The sequence below is a fragment of the Scopulibacillus darangshiensis genome, assembly GCF_004341035.1.
Taxonomy (GTDB): Bacteria; Bacillota; Bacilli; order Bacillales; family Sporolactobacillaceae; genus Scopulibacillus; species Scopulibacillus darangshiensis.
In genome coordinates this window covers 1-21916 of sequence record NZ_SLXK01000030.1, presented here as the reverse complement: position 1 = coordinate 21916, position 21916 = coordinate 1, and the positions used below count along the sequence as shown (strand labels likewise).

Here is a 21916-nt window from a genome sequence, read left to right as displayed (position 1 = left end):
CTAAGCAAATGTCTTTTCTTTTGATTGTCTTAACGCTTGGTCAAGATCCTGAGTCAGATCTTCAGCTGATTCGATCCCAACTGACAAACGGACCAGATCTTCCGTTACACCAGTGGTCTTTAATTCGTCAGCATTCAATTGCTGATGTGTCGTTGAAGCCGGGTGGATGACAAGCGACTTTGCATCACCTACATTGGCCAAATGGGACCAAAGAGATAGGGCATTGATAAATTCTTTTCCAGCTTCGAGGCCGCCTTTAATGCCAAAGTTAACGATGGAGCCGCAGCTATTTTTCAAATACTTTTCCGCAAGCTTATGAGCCGGATGACTTTGCAATCCAGGATAGGAAACCCATGCAACATCGGGATGATGATCCAGGTAAGCTGCGATTTTTTCTGCATTTTCACCATGCGCTTTAACACGGAGATGAAGGGTTTCAAGTCCTTGCAGGAGCAGAAAAGCATTGAAAGGGCTTAGGCAGGAACCCAAGTCTCTTAGCAGCTGTACACGGGCTTTTGTAATGTAACCGGCATTCCCAACATCGATGCCGTATCGAAGACCGTGATAGGTTTCATCAGGTTCAGTAAAGCCAGGGAACTTTTCGCTGTTCCAATCAAATTTGCCGCTGTCAATAATCAGCCCCCCAATTGAATTGCCGTGTCCCCCGATCCACTTTGTTGCTGAGTGAACAACAATGTCTGCCCCCCATTCAATCGGTCTAGCCACATATGGTGTGGCAAAAGTATTGTCAACGATTAGCGGAATCCCCGATTCATGTGCGACCGCTGCCACATTTTCAACATCTAGGACGTGGAGGCTCGGATTACCAATGATTTCGGCGAATACCGCTTTGGTATTATCCTTGATCGCCCCCCGGAAATTCTCCGGATCCGTCGGGTCAACAAATGACACATCAATGCCATATTTCGGCAAGGTGGCAGCAAAAAGATTGTAGGTGCCGCCGTAAAGGTTTGTTGCAGCGACAATATGGTCGCCTGCGCTGGCGATATTTAAAATTGAAAAGCTGATAGCCGCCATGCCTGAAGAAGTCGCCAGAGCACCGACACCTCCTTCTAATAATGCTATCCTTTTTTCCAGTACATCCGTGGTTGGGTTCATAATTCTCGTATAAATATTTCCAGGTTCCTCTAATGCAAATAATTGTCTGGCATGTTCCGTATCATTAAAGACATATGAAGTTGTTTGGTGAATCGGCACAGCCCTTGAGCCTGTAACAGGATCGGGCTCCTGTCCGCCATGAAGCAAAATCGTTTCCAAATCATGATGCGTTGTTGTTTCAGTCATCTTTCAACACTCCTTATGAATTGTTTGTCAAAACTAAAAACCCCTCTTAAATAAGAGGGGTTATATTAACCGCTCTTATCTATCAGGAGTTTACCTCCTGCAGGAATTAGCACCTTTCCAAACGCATAAATGCATCTGGAGGTTGCCGGGCATCATAGGGCCAGTCCCTCCGCCTCTCTGGATAAGAGAATTTATTTAGTTAGCATTTAAAATGATTAATAAGAATGTTATCATTGCTAAAATAATGTGTCAATAGCTTTTTTCAATCATCTAAAAATTAAGTCCAAACTGAAAGGAGTAAATAAATATGAATGCACCGAATTTCGAACTCTTTGATCTTAAATCACACCAAGAGGTCAAGCTAACCGATTTTAGGGGACTGCCTGTTATGATAACGTTTTGGGTGTCATGGTGCCCCGACTGTCAAAGAGACTTGCCTTTAAAGACCCAGTTCTATCAATCTTTGGACAAATCAGAATTGGGCTTCTTAACCATTAATGTGACCGGCAGAGAGCATGCGGAGAAGGACGGTCCCCGGTTTGCAGAGGAACACGATCTTCCCTTTCCGATTTTAATTGATAACGGCACAGAGGTCTATGATGCTTATGAATGCTCGGGTGTCCCAACAACAATTATCATGGATAAAGACCACCGGATCACACACCAGTTTGGCGATAAGGCATCATTTTATGATGTTCTTGAGGCCTTAAGTCATGTGACGAAATAAATATGATGACTCACCAGCCAGGATAAATAGGGACTCTAGAGTAAGAAGGTTGCACTGTTTTCCTTCAACTTCTAAATTCCCTTCTTGTTCAAGCATCATGAGCCGTTCGGAACCGTCAATTAATAATACCAGACTGTCATATTTCCCGGTAATATTAACATCAATATTGCCAGATGGTTCAGAAATTAGGGAGCATACCCCATTATGAAACGACATAAGCACACTCTCCTTTTCACTTTTTAACTGTAAAATGATATCTTTATTTTTATACAAAGGCTGAAGGGCAGATTTTTCAGCCAATGTTTGGACAAACCGCTCTGATTGCGATCTAAGCAAATCACATTACCTCCAATAACTAAAATTATATATAGGAGCCCCCTAACCTTACTCAGGCTTAGGAGGCTTTTTATAACCATGTTTATTTTCTTGTTTATCTTTTTGTTTATAATTTCTCTCTTTTATTTTCCCGCCATGATGAGGTTTATCTTTCTTGGGGACGGCGTGTTTCTTCTTCTCAGAATGGATTGAAGGCTTTTGAAATGTATGATTAGAATGATTGCCTTGATTTGCCATGCTTTTTCCATTGTGTGGGATATGGCTGTTAATTTTCGGCGATTTTCCATTGCCATGGGTCTTTACCTTGTGAGCATGATTCCGGACGTTGTGTTTTTGGCTCGCCTGATCACTATTTGATTGTTTGGAAACTTTTCCCTCGCCTCTGTCAGACTTGTCAGGTCTGTCATGGTTGGCGGGTGTCTTTTTTCTCGTCGTATTATTAACATATTGCTGCTGTAATTCCTTGATCGAAAGCTTTTTTGCATGGTCCACTGTTAAATGCTTATCACGATCTGATGCATTTAAATAGATCAGATATTTACCTGTAGAAAGGCCCTTTTTTCGTGCTTGATTATGCTTTTCCACAGTAGTTTTAACAATGTTAACAGACCCCTTTCCATTTTGGAAAGCCGGTCTATCCTCAAATTCATTCACTGCTTTTTCGACTTTCTCCTGAAATGCAGCCTGACTGTCAGCCTTTATTTCACTTGTCACTGCGGTTGTAACAAGAACTTCCGGATGATCCTCAAAATAACCGTTATTTTTCAACTTTGTAATAACGAGGGACGTAAATTTTCTTAAAGACATGCCTTTATATTGATGACCCGATTTTAATATCTCCCGGGCGTCGTTATTCATCGGCTTAACTTGCACAATATGCATGTTGTTATCAACGCTTGCCTCAATGCTGGGATTGATATCAAAACTGACATAAGCCGCGACAGCGTGATTTTGGTAAGCACCGTCAGGCAATCCAAGTATTAAAACAATTGATAAACATGCTGCAAAGGCGGGGAGCCAAAAATTATTTCGGAAAACCGGCTGCTGGGACAGGTGCATATCAAGGACAGTTTGTCCTATCATCACATCGACGGACTTCTTTAATCTAACGGATCTAAAGTTTCCGTCCTTCGTCAACAACACAGCGCGCCGCCCATTTTTGGACACGAGTATTCCTTGGCTCAGGCTTCTCCCTCCTTTCTTTATAGGGCTTCCGGCTCTATATAAGATTGCAGCGCACTAAAACCTCCAATATAGATTAGAGCAACTGCTATTATATACTTTCGGTTCCTTTCAATGGTTTTACGACTGCATGAAACAAATTGCAGTAAATCTTTTATTGGCAGCTGTCTTTTTTCAGTCAAATGCTGGGCTAAACCGCTATTATCAACTAAGATTTTAGCCACCTGTTTGGCATTTTCTCTTGCATCAATATGCTTTGGACAATTTTTGCTTAAGACCTTAAACGTAATGCCGTAATCTAATAAAAGCTGCTCATATGTTTCAATTTGTTCAACACGTTCTTCAATTTGACATTGTTCATCATAGAAATGAATGGCTGCCTTTTGCTGAATATAGCTTTCATCCTGTCCGCCTTCATCATCAAGTTCGGTTTGGTCAAGATAAATGGTCTTCGCTTGCCTGGATTCTTTTCTGATGAAGTCAATGATCCGCCTGCGAATAACCATATCCGCGAAAGTTAGAAATTTGCTGCCTTGTCCTGTTTGATATTGATCCATGGCTTCATTAAAAGCAACAAGACCAATGCTGTATTCATCCATTGAATGGTCAATAAATCGATTGCAAACCTTGGAAACTACTTTTTTTATAAAAGGTTGATAGGAATTTATTATAAAGTTTCTTAAACTTTCATCACCTTTTTGTACCTCATACACTTTGCCTTCAAGGGTGAAAGCTGGTGCTGCCTCTGCTGTTATTGGTTGTAAACTAGTAGCTCTCACATTTTCACCTCTCACTTTCTACTTTTTAAAACGCTATATTATCCAATCAAGTTCGTATTTTTTAATTAACGTTGTTCATTGCATTTGGTTAGAGGCTAAAAAACACCTCGTACTCTTTTATACCATTCTTTAACCGTTAATTAGTATACAATTCTATAACAATGGGATTGCGTTTCTTAACATTTGTAACGAAAGTGGTATTTTATGGTGAAAATATATGTGTATAGTCTTACTTATGTAAAATTACCCAGTACTTTGCATAGTTTTGGCACCGATTCAAATGCATAAAGGATATCCTTCACTTCTCCATGCTGAAGGATGACAAGACATGGCACACTATGAATTCTTAAGTCCTTAACTTTCCTTTGCCATTCTGAAACCCGGCACTTGTACACATTGAGGTCGGGATTGATTGTCATGACTGCAACTTTAAGCATTTTTTCCGCTAATTGGCAAGTGCCGCAAAAAGGACTAATGAAAAACAATGCCGCATCTCGGTCCGCCTTACTTGCTTCAAAATGATGTTCACTTAATTCTTTCATATTTAATACCCTGCTGTTGTTTGACTTAAAATAGATATAAAAAGGAAGCCTGTCATGCTTGTCCCACAGGCTTCCAGCTTTGCTTTACTTATTCTTCGCTGATCATTTTCTCGTAGCTTTCCGCGTCCATAAGTTTTTCAATTTCTGATTCATCGCTTGCTTCAATGACAATCATCCAGGCCTTTTCATAAGGTGACTCATTGACAAACTCCGGCGAATCTTCCAATTCTTCATTAATCTCAACGACCTTGCCGCTGATTGGTGCATAAAGTTCTGAAACTGTTTTAACCGATTCGACGCTGCCGAATGGCTCATCTGCTTCAATGTCTTCGCCTACTTCTGGGAGTTCAACGAAGACGATATCTCCTAATTCATCTTGGGCGAAATCAGTAATACCAATGCAGACTTTCCCATCTTCGGTTTTTACCCATTCGTGTTCTTCAGAATAACGCAATTCTTTTGGTGTGTTCATTCAGTTCCCTCCGTTTTAACCAATTTCATATCTTCATTCATCTTATTATAAAACATCGTTTGCGGGCAAGCTGTTTGTATCAATTAATATGCCAGATTTCACATTTTCCAAACTTTCTTATCTGCTATTTCCAAGTCTCTGTAAATAAAGCTTCGTTAAAACCGACGGTGACATGCTGTCCGTCGGTAATGATCGGACGCTTTATCAACATACCGTCGGACGCTAACCAATTGAGAAGTTCATCATCCGTTGCCGTTTTTATTTTATCTCTTATTCCCAGCTCCCGATATCGGCGGCCGCTTGTGTTAAAAAATTTCTTCAGCGGCAAACCGCTTTTCTCATAGAGGCCGGTGAGATCAGCTTTCGTTGGGGGTGATTCGACAATATGTATGTCTTGATAGGCAAGTGCATGTTCATCAAGCCATTTTTTTGCCTTTCGGCATGTTCCGCATGTTGGATAACTATAAACAGTCAACAACACTCATTCGCCCCTTTCATAAATGGTTTGACCCATAAAAAACGATCCAAAGAAATGGACCCAAGCGCTGGGCCGGTTAAAGCAGGATCGTTTATTTCCAAGATTGATTTCTCGCTTTGTTGATCCTGTTAATTTCACTGATCAATTCCTGATCAGCACCTACCAAAATTGTCATTAGTGCAAGATGTTCAAGCGAAACGTCAGCGCTGCCAATATCGATCTGACGGATGCGAAGACCGTAATCTGACTTTTCTATTTCCAGCAAGCCCCCGTATCTCCCCGAGGAAAGTCTTGCTTCATATTTTCCATCACCATGATCTTTCAAAGATATAGTGTAATCACCCATTTCTATTTCTTGGACGATTTTTGCCAATTACAACGCCTCCTTTATATGGTGTCACATTCATTATACCAAAAAATCTGATATGTTTTTATCAAAAAAAAACTCCCCAGCGGCGGGGAGCAAATAGCGGAATATGTTATTGAAGGTGCGGTTGTTAATAATTAAACAGTGTATCGTTCTTCAGCAAGGACACTTGCTGCAATACGGCGTTTTTTCTCAATAAGATTGGCAGGTTCAAAGCGGGTCATTTTTTTCAAAGCTGACAGCATCATGCGCAGGCTGTCGCCTTCCTCAATGGCCGCCAAAGACTCTTTAGCAAGCTTCTCAATATTTTGGAATGCCTCCTGAGTAAAGACTTCCGTCATGAGCAATTTATGTTCAGATTTTGCTTCCCCTGCTTTTTCCAGTGATTTTTCGGCACGGGCGATCACGGATTCCATCGTATAGATATCCCCCACAATATCGGCAACATTTGAAAGCAATTCTTGTTCATTTTCCAGATCCTTACCGAACTTTTGTGCTCCAAGTCCAGCAACCATTAAGAAGATCTTTTTCGCGTTTTTGAGCAAATATTTTTCCTTATCAAGGGGAGCAACACCTGGCTGCTCAGGCATAAGCATCATGAGTTCTTCCTGAAGTGTCTGGGCTTTTTGCAACAAAGGCAATTCACCTTTCATAGCCTTTTTCAGCAGTGTTCCAGGCACGATCAAGCGATTGATTTCGTTAGTCCCTTCAAAGATCCGGTTAATCCGGGAGTCACGGTAAATCGTTTCCACTTCGTATTCAGACATGTAGCCGTATCCGCCATGAATTTGTACAGCTTCATCGGCGACAAAGTCCAGTGCTTCTGATGCGAAAACTTTGTTTAACGAACATTCGATAGCATATTCAGCAATAGCATCAGCCACCTTTTTGCCATCTCTTTCATCTTCCTCAGTAAATGTGTCAAGCCGATCGGCAAATAAACCGACGGTCCGGTAGACGGATGTTTCCGTCGCATATGTTCTCACAGCCATATTGGCCAGTTTGTTCTGAATCAAAGAAAATTTAGCGATCGGCTGTTTAAATTGCTTGCGCTCATTGGCATACTTGGCAGCAAGCTCCAATCCCCTCTTACATGCGCCGACAACACCGACGGCAAGCTTATACCTGCCAATATTTAAAATATTAAAAGCAATGATATGGCCCCTTCCAGCCTCACCAAGTAAATTCTCTTTTGGCACTTTAACATCTTCCAGAATAAGTGTCCTCGTGGAGGATGCTTTAATCCCCATTTTCTTTTCCTCAGCACCGGTTGACACCCCGACAAACTCTTTCTCAACGATAAACGCCGAAAATTGCTCGCCATCGATTTTGGCATAGACTACAAAGACATCGGCAAAACCGGAGTTGGTGATCCATTGCTTCTCACCATTTAAGATATAGTGTGTGCCTTCATCATTTAATTTCGCCGTGGCTTTAGCACCGCGGGCATCAGAACCAGATCCCGGCTCAGTCAGTGCATATGCGGCAAATTTTGTCCCTGTGGCAAGGCCGGGCAAATACTTTTTCTTTTGTTCCTCGGTTCCAAACAAAACAATCGGCAAAGAGCCAATTCCGACATGTGCTCCGTAGCTTAGTGAAAATGATCCCGCCGGAGCAAACTTTTCGGTAATGAGGGATGAACTGATCTTATCAAGCCCGATCCCGCCATATGCTTCGGGTACATCCGCACCGAGAAGGCCAAGATCTCCGGCTTTCTTCAACAGCTTCTTAGTCAGCTCCAAATCCTGCTTTTCTAATTCTTCCTTATGTGGCAACACTTCTTTTCTTATATAATCCTCCGTTGTCTTAGCCATCATTTTCTGTTCATCCGTAATATCCTCTGGGACGAACATTCGATTCAAATCAAGATCATCGATAACGAATGCTCCGCCTTTAATCAGTTTATCGGTTGTGCTTCCCATAATAATCGCTCCTTTCTTGGATATAAAACTAGTGTTAAAACCTGTTACAATAATTCGAAAATGCCGGCAGCGCCCATTCCGCCGCCGATACACATTGTTACAAGACCAAATTCGGCACCGCGCCGTTTCATCTCATGAATGCATGACAAGGTCAGCTTTGTCCCCGTACAGCCCATCGGGTGCCCTAAAGCGATGGCACCGCCGTTAATGTTGACAATCTCTTCATTTAGTCCAAGCTCCCTGATAACCTGTATGGATTGTGATGCAAAAGCCTCATTCAGTTCGATCACACCGATATCTTTGAGCGACAAACCGGCTTGCTTTAACGCTTTTGGAACTGCTGCGATGGGGCCGATCCCCATAATTTCCGGCGGGACGCCCGCTACTGCAAAGGAACGGAATTTTGCGAGGGGTTTTAATCCCTCGCTTTTTGCCTTTTCACTATTCATAACAAGAACGGATGCGGCGCCATCGCTTGTTTGTGAGGAGTTACCGGCCGTGACCGAACCCTTCCTGTGAAAAGCGGGTTTTAGCTTGCCTAGGGCACTGAGCGACGTATCTCTTCTTATGCCTTCATCCTTCTTCACTACAATCTTCTTTTCTTGCAATTTATTATCCGAATCCACCCACCTATTAACGACCTCAACAGGGACGATTTCTTCGTCAAATTTGCCCTCTTCAATGGCCTTTGCCGCACGCTCATGGCTGCGAAGCGCAAATTGATCTTGCTCTTCTCTTGTCACACCGTATTTATTAGCCACTTCCTCCGCCGTTTGACCCATTCCCATATAATACTCAGGTGCTTTCTCAACGAGCACTCGGTTCGGCTTCAGAACGTGGCCACCCATAGGTACGAGTGACATGGATTCTGTTCCGCCCGCAATGATTGTCTCAGAACCGCCGACCATAATCCGTTCAGAAGCGTAGGCGATAGCCTGTAATCCTGACGAACAATATCTATTGATTGTAATGGCTGGCGTTTCCTCAGGCAGACCGCTCAAAGCACCGATCATTCTTGCGACATTCAACCCCTGTTCGGCCTCAGGAATGGCACAGCCGAAAATAATATCATCGACTTGACCTTCATAACCTGATCTCTTTAATGTTTCAGTGACGGCTGCGGCCCCTAAGTCATCAGGGCGAGTATGGGCAAAGCTCCCTTTATTTGCTTTCCCGACAGGCGTCCGCGCGCCATCTACAATTACTGCATCATTCATGCTTATCTCCCCTCCTCCTAATTTCTTAGCGGTTTTCCTTTTACAAGCATGTGCTGCATCCGCTGTTGTGTCTTTGGCTCACCAAGCAAGCTTAGAAACGCTTCCCGCTCAAGATCCAACATGTACTGTTCAGTGACCTCTGTCCCTTGTGGCACAAGACCGCCTGCAAGGACATAGGCCAGTTTCTTTGCGATTTTAAAATCATGGTCAGAGGCATAGCCTGACATTTTCATTGATTCAGCACCCATGACCATTGCAGCGTATCCCGCTTCACCCGAGACTGGAAACTTTTTGCTAAGCGGCGGCTGGTAACCTTGATTATAAAGTCCAATGACTCTTTGTTTGGCGTCGTGAAGCAAATGATCATTATTTACGCTGATTTTATCAGAACCTCGCAAATAGCCGTTTTCCTTTGCCTCTTCAGCAGACGTGGATACCTTGGCTGTTGCAATAAGTTCAAACACTCGATTGGTGACAGCGGTAAGATCGACGTTGACACCCTTAGGGAGATTCTCCAGATGCCGCAAATAAAGCTCTTTGTTACCCCCTCCGCCAGGGATCAGACCAACGCCGACTTCAACAAGACCCAAATACGTTTCCATTGAGGCTTGGATCGCATCAGTTGCAAGGCCGACCTCCGCCCCGCCGCCTAATGTCATGGCAAAAGGTGCTGCAACAACTGGTTTCGTACCATATTTCATCCGCAGCATCGCCTTATGGAATTGACGGACGACCATATCCAGCTCAAAGAAATTATCATCTTGTGCTTCCATCAGCATAAGGGCAATGTTAGCGCCGACACAGAAGTTATTGCCCTGATTGCCAAGGACAAGCCCTTTGTAATTCTTCTCCACTTCATCCATTGCCTGCTGGATCATTTGCAGTGTGTCTAAGCCGAGCGCATTATTTGGTGAATGGAATTCGAGGCCAGCAACATCGTCACCTAGATCTATCAGACTTGCCCCGGCATTTTTCTTGATCACTTTATTTTGCTTTTTAAGCAGCTTTAGGTGAATGTCTTTTGGATGATACGGGACCTTAACATATTCACCTTTATGGTAATAAGACCGCACACCATCTTCTTCTTTATAAAAGTGACTAAAACCATTCTCTGTCATTTCCTCGAGCCACTCAGGAATCTTCTCGCCTTCTTCCTTCATCCTTTGCAAGGATTCTTCCAAACCTAAGGCATCCCAGGTTTCAAACGGACCGAACTTCCAGCCAAATCCCCATGTCATAGCCAAATCAATGGCATGAAGGCTATCGGCGATGTTGTAAGCCTTATCTGCGGTATAAAGAAGGGTCTGCTTAAAGATTGGCCAAAGCAGCTCGCCAGCGCGGTCATCAGCATATGCAAGCGCTTTAATTTTTTGGCGAGTGGACTTCAATTGTTTGGCGGCTTGGATCGATGGCGCTTTGAGTTTTTCGCGCGGTTCATAGTCCATTGTTTTTGGGTTAAGCTGGAGAATGCTGCCATCCTTTTTCAGAAAGAAGCCCTGACCTGATTTACTGCCGATCCATCCGCGTTCAAGCATGTTTTTCATTAAATCAGGAACAATAAAGACATCTTTTTCTGCCTGATCATCAACGTGATCGTGGACGTTATTTGCCACATGGACAAAAGTATCGAGACCAACGACATCCAAGGTACGGAAGGTAGCGCTTTTTGGCCGGCCGATTAATGGACCGGTAATAGAGTCCACTTCTCCAACGCTGTAGCCCCTATTAAGCATTTCTTTCAATGTTATTTGAAGACCGTATGTGCCGATCCGGTTGGCGATAAAGTTGGGTGTATCCTTTGTAATGACGACACCTTTGCCTAACCGTTCCTCACCAAAGGATTTCATAAATGAAGTGACGTGATCATCGGTTGCTTCGGTTGGAATGACTTCAAGCAATTTTAAGTATCGCGGCGGATTAAAGAAGTGTGTACCGAGAAAATGCTTTCTAAAATCTTCGGATCGGCCTTCCGCCATGGCATTAACTGAAATGCCGGATGTATTCGAGCTGACAATCGTGCCCTTTTTCCTATATTGATCCACTTGTTCAAATAAATGCTTTTTGATATCCAGATTTTCCACAACGACTTCAATAATCCAATCGACTTCAGACAGACGCTCAAGATCGTCTGATAAATTCCCGGGTTCAATAAGCTGGACATTTTCTTTTTTGGTCAAAGGAGCAGGCTTTTGCCTCAGTAATTTCTTTAAAGCCTGCCCACTGAGCCGGTTACGGACGGCCTTATCTTCCAATGTCAGTCCCTTTGCTTGTTCTTCAGGTGTCAAATCCTTAGGAACAATATCCAATAGCAGGCTCGGTATTCCTACATTTGCTAGATGTGCAGCGATAGATGAGCCCATAACCCCGGACCCCAGCACCGCTGCCTTACGAATCGTGACCATTCAGGAACCTCCTTAGCGCAAGTTTGAATGAATAATCATTCATTTTTGATGCAAAAAAATTTCTTTCCTATATTCAATATAATGCATTTTAGGAAGTTTCGCAATATTTAAATTGGCGATTAATTGATTAAACTTGCAGAGCCAATTAAAAGAATAACATCAAAAGGAATAACTAACACTAAGAGGGCCAAATTCACAATAGGAGGAAATAAAATGAATCCACAGCAACAGCCGCAAAATCAAAACGTTATGGAGCAGCCGCCTTTTGTAGTCAGTACGAAAGATCATCTCTATTTAGAGGATATGCTTTCCTGGAACTTGAATGCTGTTAAAAAAAGTCATTTTTTTGCAAGCCAATGCCAGGATACTGAAATAAAACAAGCATTGCTGAGTGCCTGTCAAATGCATCAGACACATTACCAAATGCTATTAAATCATATTCAGCAGCATGTTCAGAACAATACGAATCCAACAACAGGAGGCATGCAATAATGCCGAATAACAAAGTACAAAACCCTTCAACACAAGTCCCGACAACACCAGAAATGAATGACCGGGATTTTATTAATGATTGCCTGACTACCGAAAAGTATCTGACAAACGCTTACAGTGTCGCGCTTCATGAGATGAGCCACCAAGCCCTTTACCAGGATGTTTCGAAAATCTTTAACGAAACGGAACAGTGTCAGCGTGACCTCTTCAATCTCATGTTTAAAAAAGGCTGGTACGGTTTTGAAGCTGAAAGCGGCCAAAAATTGCAGCAGACCTATCAGCAATTTTCACAGTATCAAACACAGCAATTCCCTAATCAAGGGACGATGCAATAAATTTAGGTTAGGAAATAAGCAAGAGCAATAGCTGGTTAACACCTGAGGGGTGTTACCAGCTAATTTTATTAAATGAGGGCGATTGTTTATCTTAAAAGAGTTTGGACGACCTTACAAACTTCGAAATAAGCCTCACTCATTCTATCTTACATATAATCCTTCATAGTGTTTCAATTCTTGATACATCACCCGATGGTTGGGATATTGAAGGCTGGGTCATGCTCCCACCTGACTCGGGGGATGAAAGAATGCCCGTTGTATTGGAAATTCATGGCGGCGCGGCAGCCAAGGATACGGCAAAGCATTTACCGCAGCTAACTTTGGAGATTGGGGCAACAAAGACCGTACCGATATTATGAAGGGGTTAGACTATTGTTTGCAGCATTATCCGAAAATAGAAAATGCCAAAAATGTCAAAACGCCGACATGCATTATCCACAGTGAGGAGGATTACCGCTGTCCAATTGAACAGGCCGAGCAGTGGTACGTTGCATTAACGCGGCTTGGTGTCGATACAAAATTTGTCCGCTTTAAAGGCGAAAATCATGAGTTATCAAGAAGCGGAAAACCGAAAAATCGTTTGACAAGGCTAGAGGAAATCATTGGTTGGTTTAATCGGTATCGTCAATGAAGTCGAAAAGCGCCCTATTAATTTAGGGCGCTTCTGCTTCTCTTTTTAAGCCGAGCCCTAAATAGCAAAACAGCTTCATAGGCAAACAGCAGGACGACGATGATGCTAAATCCATCAAGAAAAACCTCATAACTCTTCTGCCAAAAGGCCGTCAGTTCTTTGGCCGGCAGATTCAGGGTAAAGGCTAAAAACATGCTAATGGTAAAATTTCTTGCCCATTGCGAGACATCATATTGCCCCAGCCCTTCCCGAAAACCTTTTGCCTTGACACGAAGAACAGCTCTGACAATTTCAATCGTCTCAACAGCTATAATCAAACATAATACCAGCCACCACAGCCCGTAAATATACGGCTGCTGAATGACGCCTGATAAAATACCTGCCAAGCCCGTTATAGAAAGCGCCCCATGGATAATGCAATTGGTATTCTTCCAATCCTCGGCGAGCTGCCATGATGATCGAATATGCTGCCGGACAATAAGAAAGAGGTAGCAGACATAGAAAATAAGAGCAAGAATCATTAATAAGTAATAGATCGCCATAGGCAAGCGGCGACCGAGCAGAATCGAATAATCGACGACGAGCGATTGTGTGCTGACCGTGGAAAGCAGCACAATCCCATGAATCATTGCGCCCTTCTCCTTTACCAACTGAAAAAAGCGGCGAACGCATAGGCTTGCAAAGATAACCCATAGACAGGAATTGACTGTGATAATCATAACTGCCACCCAATACCAGTCTTTCAAATACATGAGCAGTCCCATGGAACAGACGGATGAACCGGCAAGCCATGTTCCCATAGCAAAGCTGTTCAATGATCCGGACCAGTGCCAGTCGAAAAATTTCCTGCGGAACAATGTCACGGTATAATCGGTAATTAAAAATAACCAAATGATAAAGATCATCATGACCGTCACTTTACCAAGGGACTCGATATAATCCGGAAATGTCTTTAATGCATCGCTGACAAAGACACCCATAGACATAACAATAGCTCCGGCAGCTGTCGCGGCATGCGCCGGTTTAAACATGAGTCTGCGAAAATAATAAAAGACGGTAAATAGGATAAAAAAGGCGATAATATCAGCAAGCACGACCGGCTTTAACCAGCCGATACAGCTGTAGGCAAGCCCCATGCCTACAAATAAAAAAAGCCAATTGCCAAAGGTCTTAAGTAACCGCAAAACGCTTTCGCACCCCCATATTTAATTTTTCTCCTCTATATAATCAATCAACACATTAACATGATTATTTGTTTCATCTTTAGCTCCATAAATCAATGTAACCGTCTTTTCGTGGAGCCGGTCTTTAATCTCCTGAACAGCCGCCTGTTTTTCGGTATCATTATTCAATTCCCCGGTATAGCGGCGTTTAAATTCAGCAAATTTTTCTGGATCATGAGAAAACCACTTTCTTAAAGGTGTGCTTGGCGCCACATCCTTTAGCCAAAAATCAATTTTGGCATCCTCCTTCTTAACGCCTCTTGGCCAGATTCGATCTACCAAAATTCGGAAGCCATCATTTTTGGCGACTGTATCATAAGCTCTTTTTTTCTTTAGCGGATACATATAAAACCTCCTCCTTCCTCTATTATAGCGAAGTTACAGGCTTAGTTGAACTGCACGCATATCCCTATTAACCCCATAGATGTAAAAAATGGTAAGACAGGTAAATTTATTTCAACCCCTAATTTTTTAAAATAACCCCGAATCATGTTTGGTGAAGGGAGAGATTTTACTATGAAAAAATTCTTAGCCATCGCGCTAACAGGTTTTCTAGCTGTACCAGCATTCGCGTCAACAGAAGCTCATGCACAAACTAGCAAACAACCGTGCAACTCTGACGCCAAGCAACAGGTGAACGTCGACCAAAGCCATGGGATCAAAGAGCTCTCAGAACGGTATAATATAGATATTAATAGTCTTATTAAGAAGTACAAGGAAAATGGGAGCAAGATTTATATAAAATATAACAGCAACAAAGGGGATCAAGGCAATGATTCTAGCAAGGCTGAACAGCCTAAAAAGGACTCAGCTAAAAAGCAAGATTCAGCCGATAAGCAAGCACAAAATAATGATTCCCAAAAGAGCGAACAGGCTGCACCGGCTCCGCAAAAGCAGGACAACTCTGCAAATCAAGCGAGCCAAAACAATGCAAAACAACCTAGCCAAGATCAAGCAAAGCAATCAAACAGCCAGCTTAACGCTTATGAACAAAAAGTTGTCGAGTTAACGAACAAAGAGCGTACTAATCGCGGTCTTCAACCACTAAAGGTTGATAATGAACTTGCGAAAATGGCTCGTGACAAGTCTGCTGACATGCGTGACAAAGGTTACTTTGATCACCAATCACCGACTTACGGTTCACCATTTGACATGATGAAGTCTTATGGCATTGACTACACAGCTGCAGGTGAAAACATCGCTGCCGGCCAAAAAACGCCACAAGACGTTGTTGACGCTTGGATGAAGAGCCCAGGTCACCGCGCAAACATCCTTAACAAAGACTACACATACATCGGTGTTGGTTACGTTAAAGGCGGTTCTTACGGAAGCTATTGGACTCAAGAATTCATCAAAAAATAAACTATGAAACAACGAAACCCTGGGAGGCTAGTAGCTCATCCAGGGTTTTTTAAGTTTACGAAGCTTTTAACCTCTGAAATGGATAGGAAAAGCTATGTTAAAGAGCAATGGGGTCTATTTTTGTGGTTATTTATATAAGGCAACTGACCGAAAATAAATAGCCCAAATGTTAGCATTAAAGAAATGCCTTCAAAAGTAACCCCATAATCGTCTGTTATACCCCTGCCCCACCCAAGCATAGGATGGTAATGAGGGGGCCGGGCTATGAAGGGGAAATTAATTTTAACGGTCATCATTTTTATTTTGCTTGCAGGTGCGGCAGGCGGCGGTTACATTTATTTTAAAAATTCCCGTGAAAATCAAGTGATTGCTACAGTGAAGGATTTTTATAAGTATGAAAAAAAAGGGGATTTCGGGAGTTCATGGGAGCTGTTTCACAGCCAAATGAAAAAACACTTCAAAAAAGCAGACTATATACAAAAACGCACACATGTTTTAATGCAAGATTTTGATACAAAAACGTTTACCTTTAAGATAGGAAAACTCACGCACATCAAAAACTGGCACCCGGGAGGCGGGGCCAAGGTTTTGAAGAGCGTCTATAAAGTACCTGTCACACAAACCTTTCACAGTGTTTTTGGGATCTTTTCAATTGAACAAGATGTCTACTTAAGTATGGAAAAGGGGGATTGGAAAATTCTTTGGAAATACTAATGTGACTTTCCAAGCTCCTCAGAACGTTTCATTGCCTGAACCAGAACGTCGTATAACATTTCTGACAAATGATTGGCTTCAAGCACCTCTAGGCCCGCTGCCGTTGTTCCACCTGGGCTTGTTACCCTCCGCCGCAGTTCAGCAGGATCAACGGTTTCATCCTTCAACATTTCAGCGGCACCGATCAGCACCTGACGGATCAGCGATCTTGCCGCACGCTTGTCCAACCCGAGTGACACTGCCGCCTGTTCGAATGATTCAATAATGCGGTAAAAATAAGCCGGGCCGCTGCCTGCAAGCCCTGTAACAAGATGAAGATCCTTCTCCTCGACGATTGTTGTCGTCCCAATCACTGAGAACATTTCCTCCGCGATGCTAACATGTTCTGTAGTAGCATACATTCCCGGTGCGATGCTTGTTGCAGATTCCCCAACCGCCGCCGACGTATTAGGCATCGCTCTGACAATCGGGGCTTTGTTGCCTAGCTTTTCTGAAATATCCGCAGAGGAAATGCCCGCAAGAACTGAAATGACCAGCTGATCCTCTCGGATGTATTGTTTTAACGTTTCCAGCGCCCCTGAAACATCCTTTGGCTTCATGGCCAGCACGATAATATCGGAACGGGCGATCATCTCTTCGATTGGCGGGTCACAGCAAATCCCGTATGTCTGTTTCATATATGCCAAACGCTCCATATTGCTTCGGTTCTTGGAAAAAATCTGTTCCTTCGAACACCCATTGGAGAGCAGCCCGGCGATAATGGCCTCGGCCATATGGCCCGCGCCAATAAATGTTGTGGCTTGCTTCATCATGTCCTGTTCCTCCCATATCGCTAAAAAACTCTGAATCTTAATATATTTTTCTTATTATCCTGAGTTTATCTGCCGCTGTCAAGCGAAATCTAAATTACGCCCTCACTCAGCCGCTTAGGCCGCCATAGAATATCACATAACCTTTCAAATGATAGAGGTGAACATATTGGCTATTCGCCACATCTACCCGCAGCAGCCGCTTCTCTATACCGCCCTAGGTGATTCGCTCACAGTCGGCGTCGGGACGGCTATCTTCACACCAGGGTTTACGGGCCGCTATCGCGAGCTGTCGGAACAAGCTTTAAATACATCCATCTATCAAAATGTTTATGCTAAAATCGGCGCAACGAGCGGTGAGATCTTACAAATTCTCGATTTGCCGGAAGTGACGGCTAGTATTCGCACGTCAAAAATTATTACAATTACAGCAGGGGCTAATGATTTGATAGATGCCGGACAACAATATTTAATAACTAAAGATGCCGGCATTCTTGAAAAGGCATTGAAGACGAGCATGGCGAATATATCCCGCATCATTAATCGGATCCATGCCGTTCATAATCCTAAGAATAATAATTATATCATCCGGCTCTTGAACCTATATAATCCTTTTCCTAACATCCCGGCTGCTGATCCTTGGATCGAGCGATTTAATCGGCACCTTACACTCTTTGGGCAAGAGCCCCATATCGCTGTCGCAGATATTTATCATGCCTTCGCCGGCCGGCAAAATGCCCTATTATCCTCTGACCACATCCACCCGAATGCTGAAGGCTATAATCTCATGGCAAAAGTGACTGCAGAGCTTGGTTATGATCATTTACGTAATTAAAAAACTCTCGTTTTGCAAAAAACGGGGGTTTTTCTATTGTTTAGCGTACTATAAAATGCTCGCCTCGTGCATAATCTTTTGTGTCTTTCAGATAAATCATCAATTTTTTGTATAATAACGATGATTCTTAGACGAATTTAGAGTTAATTTTATAAAAGTCAATTATTCGGGGATGGAAGTATTCTGTTACGGGCCTTTTTATCCGGGCCACGTAAAATTCGGAAGAGCATCCGAAAGAATCGTATGTTCGTCCGCAAGAATATTGATTTTCCCGTAATTTTTGGATGTTTGTCCGTAACTTTTACTTTTACCGATTTTTATCGGACCGTAATTCCGCTATCTGTGACAAAACACTATATTTTATAAGCGTATAGGACTGTGATTAACTGTGATTCCGTTATTCGGTCATTCAAGAGGTCATTTGAGTGGAATATGAGCATATAACGGAATCTGAGTCCTTTAACTTCAAAAAAAGGGACTCTTTTATACAAATAGCGGATTCTGAGTCCTATAAAGAATGAGCGAAGCTTTTAGTGCAATTTGTACGTTCGTCAGCGCTCTTTCCATTTGCTGTGACTATGTAAGAAAACTCTCATTTACAAGAACGAGAGTTTTCCATTAGTATAGCTTATTTTACTACGGCAGCAGCCGGTTTTTTCTTTGCCGTCCTTTGCTGTTCGATCATTTTGAACATGATGCCATAGAGGGCTGCACTTAGAGCAGCAAGTATGCCTAATATAATGAAAGTTGTTGAATAGCCAAACCAAACTGTCATCGGAATCGCCAAAGGTGCGATCGTCCTCCCAATCGTAAAACGCAGGCTTGAAGCGGCGAAATATTGGCCCCTCATATGGGACGGGGCAAGCTTCGAAACAAAGCTTTCTTGAATCCCGACGACCATTAATTCAGCCGCTGTAAAGATGACCATTGCGGCGAACATCACCCAAATGCTGATCGTGTGACCGAAGATGATAATGCCCACCCCATAAAACAAAGCAGACAGAATGAAAACCCGCTTCTCGGGATACTTCAGCATCCACCTATTCATAAATACTGTGAAGAGGGCAACCAATAAACCATTTTCGGAAATGATCCAGCTGAATGCCTGTTTCCCATCGATCGAAAGTGACCAATCCCCAAGGGAAAACAACGTCTGTTTTGGTACAAATTCCGTCGTGTAGACAGCCATCAGCAAATCAAGCTGCATGAACGTTTGGGCAACAAGAATGCCTGCCAAAACGAACAAGAGAAAGATTTTATCTTTGACAATAACGCGGTAATCTTCAAGCTGTTGGATGAGGTAATGTGTCCATTTCACATCCTTCTCATCAGCCTGCTTCTCCCTTTTCTCCCTCTCAGGAGCTGTCTCGCGAATAAACTTCTGCAGCACAAAAGTTAAGATGACACTTATTCCAAGACAAACAATTAAGAACGGAAAACGGTAATCAAAGAAGAAGATGCCGCCAAGAATCGGCCCAATGACAACCGAAATATTGATAGATGTATAAAATACCGCAAATACTGATGAACGGTGCTTTTCAGGAACGACATCGGCAACCATCGCATGGCTGGCAGGCCAGTATAAAGCACCGAACATTCCCAATGCCGAAAAGCTGATAAATGTTAGCATCGGCGATGTGAGAAAGGGTGAATTAGACAATGCAAAGAATACAAAACAAACCGCTTCACCAATACTCGCGATGATCATCATCCGCTTTCTGCCAAAATGATCAGCACAATAGCCGCCAATTAATCCGACCATAACACTTACAACCTGTGATGCAATCAGCAGCATCCCAGCCATTTCCTTACCGAATGAATCCGAAAAATATATTGCCATGAACGGGAAGAACATCCAAAAAAGGAGGTTCATGACCCCTTCGCCTAATAAACGAACTTTAAGGTTGGTATCCCAGTCACTCCACTTCATTACAATTACACCCCAATTCTCCTTGTTGACTTGCCTTTCATCACATGTCTTCATCATCAAAGAAAAGAAGGGTTAAGGCTTTTAAAGAGACCTTTAAAATCAAAACAAAAAAGGCCTATAAATAAGCACAGTACACACCATGCCCATCTATAGACCTCAATTTATGAGTCTTAAGAAGGATCACGGTCACCCTGCCGCATGATGATGGAAGACAGCACAAAATAAAGCACATTAAATGTGACTTTTATTTTGTTACCCTGCAAACACCACATCATGGACACTGATAACCATAGTTCACAACTCCAATTCATATTGTTAATACTAAATTATCACATTCTTCCCAAACATTCAATCTCTTTTTAGCCATTTTTTTCTTTTTGTTTAAAGACCGCTATTTTATCTGATCTGGACTTGCTTTTCAATATGAACCTGTGATTGCACCTTAGATTTAGCTTTTGAAGTTTTTACTTTTCGGCCTGTATTGAAAATAAGATTCAAAATGATTGCTGTCATGCTCCCGGCAACAATGCCGTTATTTGTAATGATTTGAACGCCGATTGGGAGTTTTGCAAATAAATCAGGCTGAACAGTAACACCCAAACCAAGTCCAATCGAACAGGCAATGATTAATAAATTATCTTGCCGGTTGAAATCCACCTTGCTCAGCATCCTGACACCCGAGGCCACAACCATGCCAAACATCGCAATCATCGCACCGCCCAATACCGCGTTTGGGATCAATGTTGTCAGCGTGCTGATTTTTGGTATAAAGCCTAAGACAATAAGGAAGATACCGCAAACGGCAATAACTGTGCGTGATTTGACTTTGGTCAATTGAATAAGACCGACATTTTGGGAAAAAGTCGTGTAGGGAAAAGCATTGAATAATCCGCCAATAATAACGGCTAATCCTTCTGATCGGTACCCACGTTCAAGTGATTTTTCATCGAGCGGCTGATCGCAAATTTCACTTAGAGCGAAGAAAACACCTGTTGATTCAATTAGGCTGACAATGGCAACAATCGTCATGGTTATAATCGCACTAATATGAAATGAGGGTGTGCTGAAATGCAGCGGTTCAATGATCCGATACCACGCCGAATCCTGAACGGATCCCAAGTCAATCATTCCCATAAAATATGCGGCAACCGTTCCAGCTATAAGTCCAATTAATATCGAAATGGCACGGATAAATCCCTTAAAGAAGCGGTTCATTAAGATAATTAAAAGCAAGACGCTGAACGATAAAATTAAGTTTTTTGGACTGCCGAAATCGGAGGCGCCTTGCCCGCCGGCCATATTATTGATAGCGACAGGAATAAGCGTCACACCAATAACAGTGACAACTGTTCCAATAACAACTGGAGGAAAAAGCTTAATTATTTTACTGAAAAATGTTGAAAGAACTAAAATGATTATCCCAGATGCAATAATGGCACCGTATATCCCAGATAAACCATACTCTTTTCCTATGGCAATCATTGGAGCGACTCCAGTGAAAGAACACCCCAGGACCACGGGAAGGCCGATGCCAAAGAATTTATTTTTCCAAACCTGAAGCAGCGTGGCGAGTCCACTGGCTGCCAAATCAATCGAGACCAAATAAGCTAATTCTTGTGCGCTCAATCCCATCGCACCGCCGATAATTAATGGCACAATCACCGCGCCGGCGTACATAGCAAGGACATGCTGAAAACCAAGTGATAATACTTTACCGGGCTGTTTGCCAGTTTCCATATCATTTCCCTCCTTGCTTATCTTCGTATTGTCAAAACTTTATATAGAAATAAGTTATAAAATCCTATAATAAAGGGCTTTTTAAGCAAAAAACTTGCCACCCCCTAAATTCTAGAGAT

General features: G+C 42.7%; 23 protein-coding genes and 1 riboswitch. Of the genes, 7 read left to right on the top strand and 16 right to left on the bottom strand.

The window, feature by feature from the left end; genetic code table 11:
• Window positions 1-1305, bottom strand: coding sequence for an O-acetylhomoserine aminocarboxypropyltransferase/cysteine synthase family protein (locus tag EV207_RS16810; protein WP_132747311.1), 1305 nt, complete (start codon window positions 1303-1305; stop codon window positions 1-3).
• Window positions 1306-1377: 72 nt separating this feature from the next.
• Window positions 1378-1493, bottom strand: a riboswitch (SAM riboswitch).
• A 119-nt stretch (window positions 1494-1612) separates the two neighbouring features.
• On the opposite strand from EV207_RS16810, the gene EV207_RS16805 reads away from it, so the two are divergent.
• Window positions 1613-2032, top strand: coding sequence for a TlpA disulfide reductase family protein (locus EV207_RS16805; protein WP_132747310.1), 420 nt, complete (start codon window positions 1613-1615; stop codon window positions 2030-2032).
• Here EV207_RS16805 and EV207_RS16800 read toward each other — a convergent pair.
• From EV207_RS16800 to EV207_RS16755, 10 genes are all read right to left on the bottom strand, one after another.
• Entirely contained in the window at window positions 2012-2368 is a 357-nt protein-coding gene (locus EV207_RS16800; protein WP_132747309.1) for an SCP2 sterol-binding domain-containing protein, read from the bottom strand. The two genes, EV207_RS16805 and EV207_RS16800, sit on opposite strands and share 21 nt — an antisense overlap.
• 48 nt (window positions 2369-2416) lie before the next feature.
• A complete protein-coding gene (locus EV207_RS16795; protein WP_424511379.1) occupies window positions 2417-3535 on the bottom strand; it encodes an anti-sigma-I factor RsgI family protein in 1119 nt (372 codons plus the stop codon).
• A 35-nt stretch (window positions 3536-3570) separates the two neighbouring features.
• A complete protein-coding gene (gene sigI, locus EV207_RS16790; RefSeq protein WP_243647120.1) occupies window positions 3571-4329 on the bottom strand; it encodes an RNA polymerase sigma-I factor in 759 nt (252 codons plus the stop codon).
• A gap of 233 nt (window positions 4330-4562) precedes the next feature.
• Window positions 4563-4871 carry a thioredoxin family protein gene (locus tag EV207_RS16785; protein ID WP_132747307.1) on the bottom strand — a complete coding sequence of 103 codons (309 nt, stop codon included), beginning with the start codon at window positions 4869-4871 and terminating at the stop codon, window positions 4563-4565.
• 88 nt (window positions 4872-4959) lie between these two features.
• Window positions 4960-5343 carry a glycine cleavage system protein GcvH gene (gcvH, locus tag EV207_RS16780; RefSeq protein ID WP_132747306.1) on the bottom strand — a complete coding sequence of 128 codons (384 nt, stop codon included), beginning with the start codon at window positions 5341-5343 and terminating at the stop codon, window positions 4960-4962.
• Window positions 5344-5467: 124 nt separating this feature from the next.
• A complete protein-coding gene (locus tag EV207_RS16775) occupies window positions 5468-5824 on the bottom strand; it encodes an arsenate reductase family protein (RefSeq protein WP_132747305.1) in 357 nt (118 codons plus the stop codon).
• A gap of 88 nt (window positions 5825-5912) precedes the next feature.
• A complete protein-coding gene (locus EV207_RS16770; protein WP_132747304.1) occupies window positions 5913-6194 on the bottom strand; it encodes a hypothetical protein in 282 nt (93 codons plus the stop codon).
• Window positions 6195-6325: 131 nt separating this feature from the next.
• The gene (locus EV207_RS16765; RefSeq protein WP_132747303.1) at window positions 6326-8110 is read right to left on the bottom strand and encodes an acyl-CoA dehydrogenase family protein; all 1785 of its coding nucleotides are present in this window, start codon (window positions 8108-8110) and stop codon (window positions 6326-6328) included.
• Window positions 8111-8154: 44 nt separating this feature from the next.
• A complete protein-coding gene (locus EV207_RS16760) occupies window positions 8155-9327 on the bottom strand; it encodes an acetyl-CoA C-acetyltransferase (RefSeq protein WP_132747302.1) in 1173 nt (390 codons plus the stop codon).
• A 17-nt stretch (window positions 9328-9344) separates the two neighbouring features.
• Window positions 9345-11729 carry a 3-hydroxyacyl-CoA dehydrogenase/enoyl-CoA hydratase family protein gene (locus EV207_RS16755; RefSeq protein ID WP_132747301.1) on the bottom strand — a complete coding sequence of 795 codons (2385 nt, stop codon included), beginning with the start codon at window positions 11727-11729 and terminating at the stop codon, window positions 9345-9347.
• A gap of 213 nt (window positions 11730-11942) precedes the next feature.
• Here EV207_RS16755 and EV207_RS16750 point away from each other — a divergent pair, with 213 nt between their 5' ends.
• The 3 genes from EV207_RS16750 (at window position 11943) to EV207_RS16740 (ending at window position 13187) form a co-directional block, all read left to right on the top strand.
• Complete coding sequence (locus EV207_RS16750) at window positions 11943-12221, top strand: hypothetical protein (RefSeq protein WP_132747300.1); 279 nt, start codon at window positions 11943-11945, stop codon at window positions 12219-12221.
• Window positions 12221-12556: a spore coat protein gene (locus EV207_RS16745; protein WP_132747299.1), complete on the top strand. Its 336-nt coding sequence runs from the start codon at window positions 12221-12223 to the stop codon at window positions 12554-12556. Before EV207_RS16750 ends, EV207_RS16745 begins: the two co-directional genes overlap by 1 nt.
• A 376-nt stretch (window positions 12557-12932) precedes the next feature.
• Complete coding sequence (locus tag EV207_RS16740) at window positions 12933-13187, top strand: alpha/beta hydrolase family protein (protein WP_207902967.1); 255 nt, start codon at window positions 12933-12935, stop codon at window positions 13185-13187.
• 17 nt (window positions 13188-13204) lie between these two features.
• Here EV207_RS16740 and EV207_RS16735 read toward each other — a convergent pair whose 3' ends face one another.
• A complete protein-coding gene (locus EV207_RS16735; RefSeq protein ID WP_132747297.1) occupies window positions 13205-14371 on the bottom strand; it encodes a TDT family transporter in 1167 nt (388 codons plus the stop codon).
• A gap of 21 nt (window positions 14372-14392) precedes the next feature.
• Complete coding sequence (locus EV207_RS16730) at window positions 14393-14755, bottom strand: DUF488 domain-containing protein (protein WP_132747296.1); 363 nt, start codon at window positions 14753-14755, stop codon at window positions 14393-14395.
• 171 nt (window positions 14756-14926) lie between these two features.
• On the opposite strand from EV207_RS16730, the gene EV207_RS16725 reads away from it, so the two are divergent.
• Both EV207_RS16725 and EV207_RS16720 read left to right on the top strand, forming a co-directional pair.
• A complete protein-coding gene (locus tag EV207_RS16725; RefSeq protein WP_132747295.1) occupies window positions 14927-15772 on the top strand; it encodes a CAP domain-containing protein in 846 nt (281 codons plus the stop codon).
• Window positions 15773-16036: 264 nt separating this feature from the next.
• Window positions 16037-16486, top strand: coding sequence for a hypothetical protein (locus EV207_RS16720; RefSeq protein WP_132747294.1), 450 nt, complete (start codon window positions 16037-16039; stop codon window positions 16484-16486).
• On the opposite strand, the gene proC is transcribed toward EV207_RS16720, so the two are convergent.
• Entirely contained in the window at window positions 16483-17298 is an 816-nt protein-coding gene (proC, locus tag EV207_RS16715) for a pyrroline-5-carboxylate reductase (RefSeq protein WP_132747293.1), read from the bottom strand. The genes EV207_RS16720 and proC overlap by 4 nt on opposite strands.
• Before the next feature lie 166 nt (window positions 17299-17464).
• On the opposite strand from proC, the gene EV207_RS16710 reads away from it, so the two are divergent.
• On the top strand, window positions 17465-18130 hold the full coding sequence (locus EV207_RS16710; RefSeq protein ID WP_165886986.1) for a GDSL-type esterase/lipase family protein: 666 nt from the start codon (window positions 17465-17467) through the stop codon (window positions 18128-18130).
• A gap of 628 nt (window positions 18131-18758) precedes the next feature.
• On the opposite strand, the gene EV207_RS16705 is transcribed toward EV207_RS16710, so the two are convergent.
• Both EV207_RS16705 and EV207_RS16700 read right to left on the bottom strand, forming a co-directional pair.
• Window positions 18759-20060: an MDR family MFS transporter gene (locus EV207_RS16705; protein ID WP_132747291.1), complete on the bottom strand. Its 1302-nt coding sequence runs from the start codon at window positions 20058-20060 to the stop codon at window positions 18759-18761.
• Between the two features lie 396 nt (window positions 20061-20456).
• Entirely contained in the window at window positions 20457-21797 is a 1341-nt protein-coding gene (locus tag EV207_RS16700; protein ID WP_132747290.1) for a nucleobase:cation symporter-2 family protein, read from the bottom strand.
• Window positions 21798-21916: the final 119 nt, after the last annotated feature.

Coding starts and splice junctions, on each gene's coding strand:
- EV207_RS16810 (WP_132747311.1), bottom strand. CDS start 1,305: ATGACTGAAACAACAACGCATCATGATTTGGAAACGATTTTGCTTCAT.
- EV207_RS16720 (WP_132747294.1), top strand. CDS start 16,037: ATGAAGGGGAAATTAATTTTAACGGTCATCATTTTTATTTTGCTTGCA.
- EV207_RS16700 (WP_132747290.1), bottom strand. CDS start 21,797: ATGGAAACTGGCAAACAGCCCGGTAAAGTATTATCACTTGGTTTTCAG.
- EV207_RS16730 (WP_132747296.1), bottom strand. CDS start 14,755: ATGTATCCGCTAAAGAAAAAAAGAGCTTATGATACAGTCGCCAAAAAT.
- EV207_RS16745 (WP_132747299.1), top strand. CDS start 12,221: ATGCCGAATAACAAAGTACAAAACCCTTCAACACAAGTCCCGACAACA.
- EV207_RS16750 (WP_132747300.1), top strand. CDS start 11,943: ATGAATCCACAGCAACAGCCGCAAAATCAAAACGTTATGGAGCAGCCG.
- EV207_RS16725 (WP_132747295.1), top strand. CDS start 14,927: ATGAAAAAATTCTTAGCCATCGCGCTAACAGGTTTTCTAGCTGTACCA.
- gcvH (WP_132747306.1), bottom strand. CDS start 5,343: ATGAACACACCAAAAGAATTGCGTTATTCTGAAGAACACGAATGGGTA.
- EV207_RS16755 (WP_132747301.1), bottom strand. CDS start 11,729: ATGGTCACGATTCGTAAGGCAGCGGTGCTGGGGTCCGGGGTTATGGGC.
- EV207_RS16760 (WP_132747302.1), bottom strand. CDS start 9,327: ATGAATGATGCAGTAATTGTAGATGGCGCGCGGACGCCTGTCGGGAAA.
- EV207_RS16765 (WP_132747303.1), bottom strand. CDS start 8,110: ATGGGAAGCACAACCGATAAACTGATTAAAGGCGGAGCATTCGTTATC.
- EV207_RS16785 (WP_132747307.1), bottom strand. CDS start 4,871: ATGAAAGAATTAAGTGAACATCATTTTGAAGCAAGTAAGGCGGACCGA.
- proC (WP_132747293.1), bottom strand. CDS start 17,298: ATGATGAAGCAAGCCACAACATTTATTGGCGCGGGCCATATGGCCGAG.
- EV207_RS16805 (WP_132747310.1), top strand. CDS start 1,613: ATGAATGCACCGAATTTCGAACTCTTTGATCTTAAATCACACCAAGAG.
- EV207_RS16705 (WP_132747291.1), bottom strand. CDS start 20,060: ATGAAGTGGAGTGACTGGGATACCAACCTTAAAGTTCGTTTATTAGGC.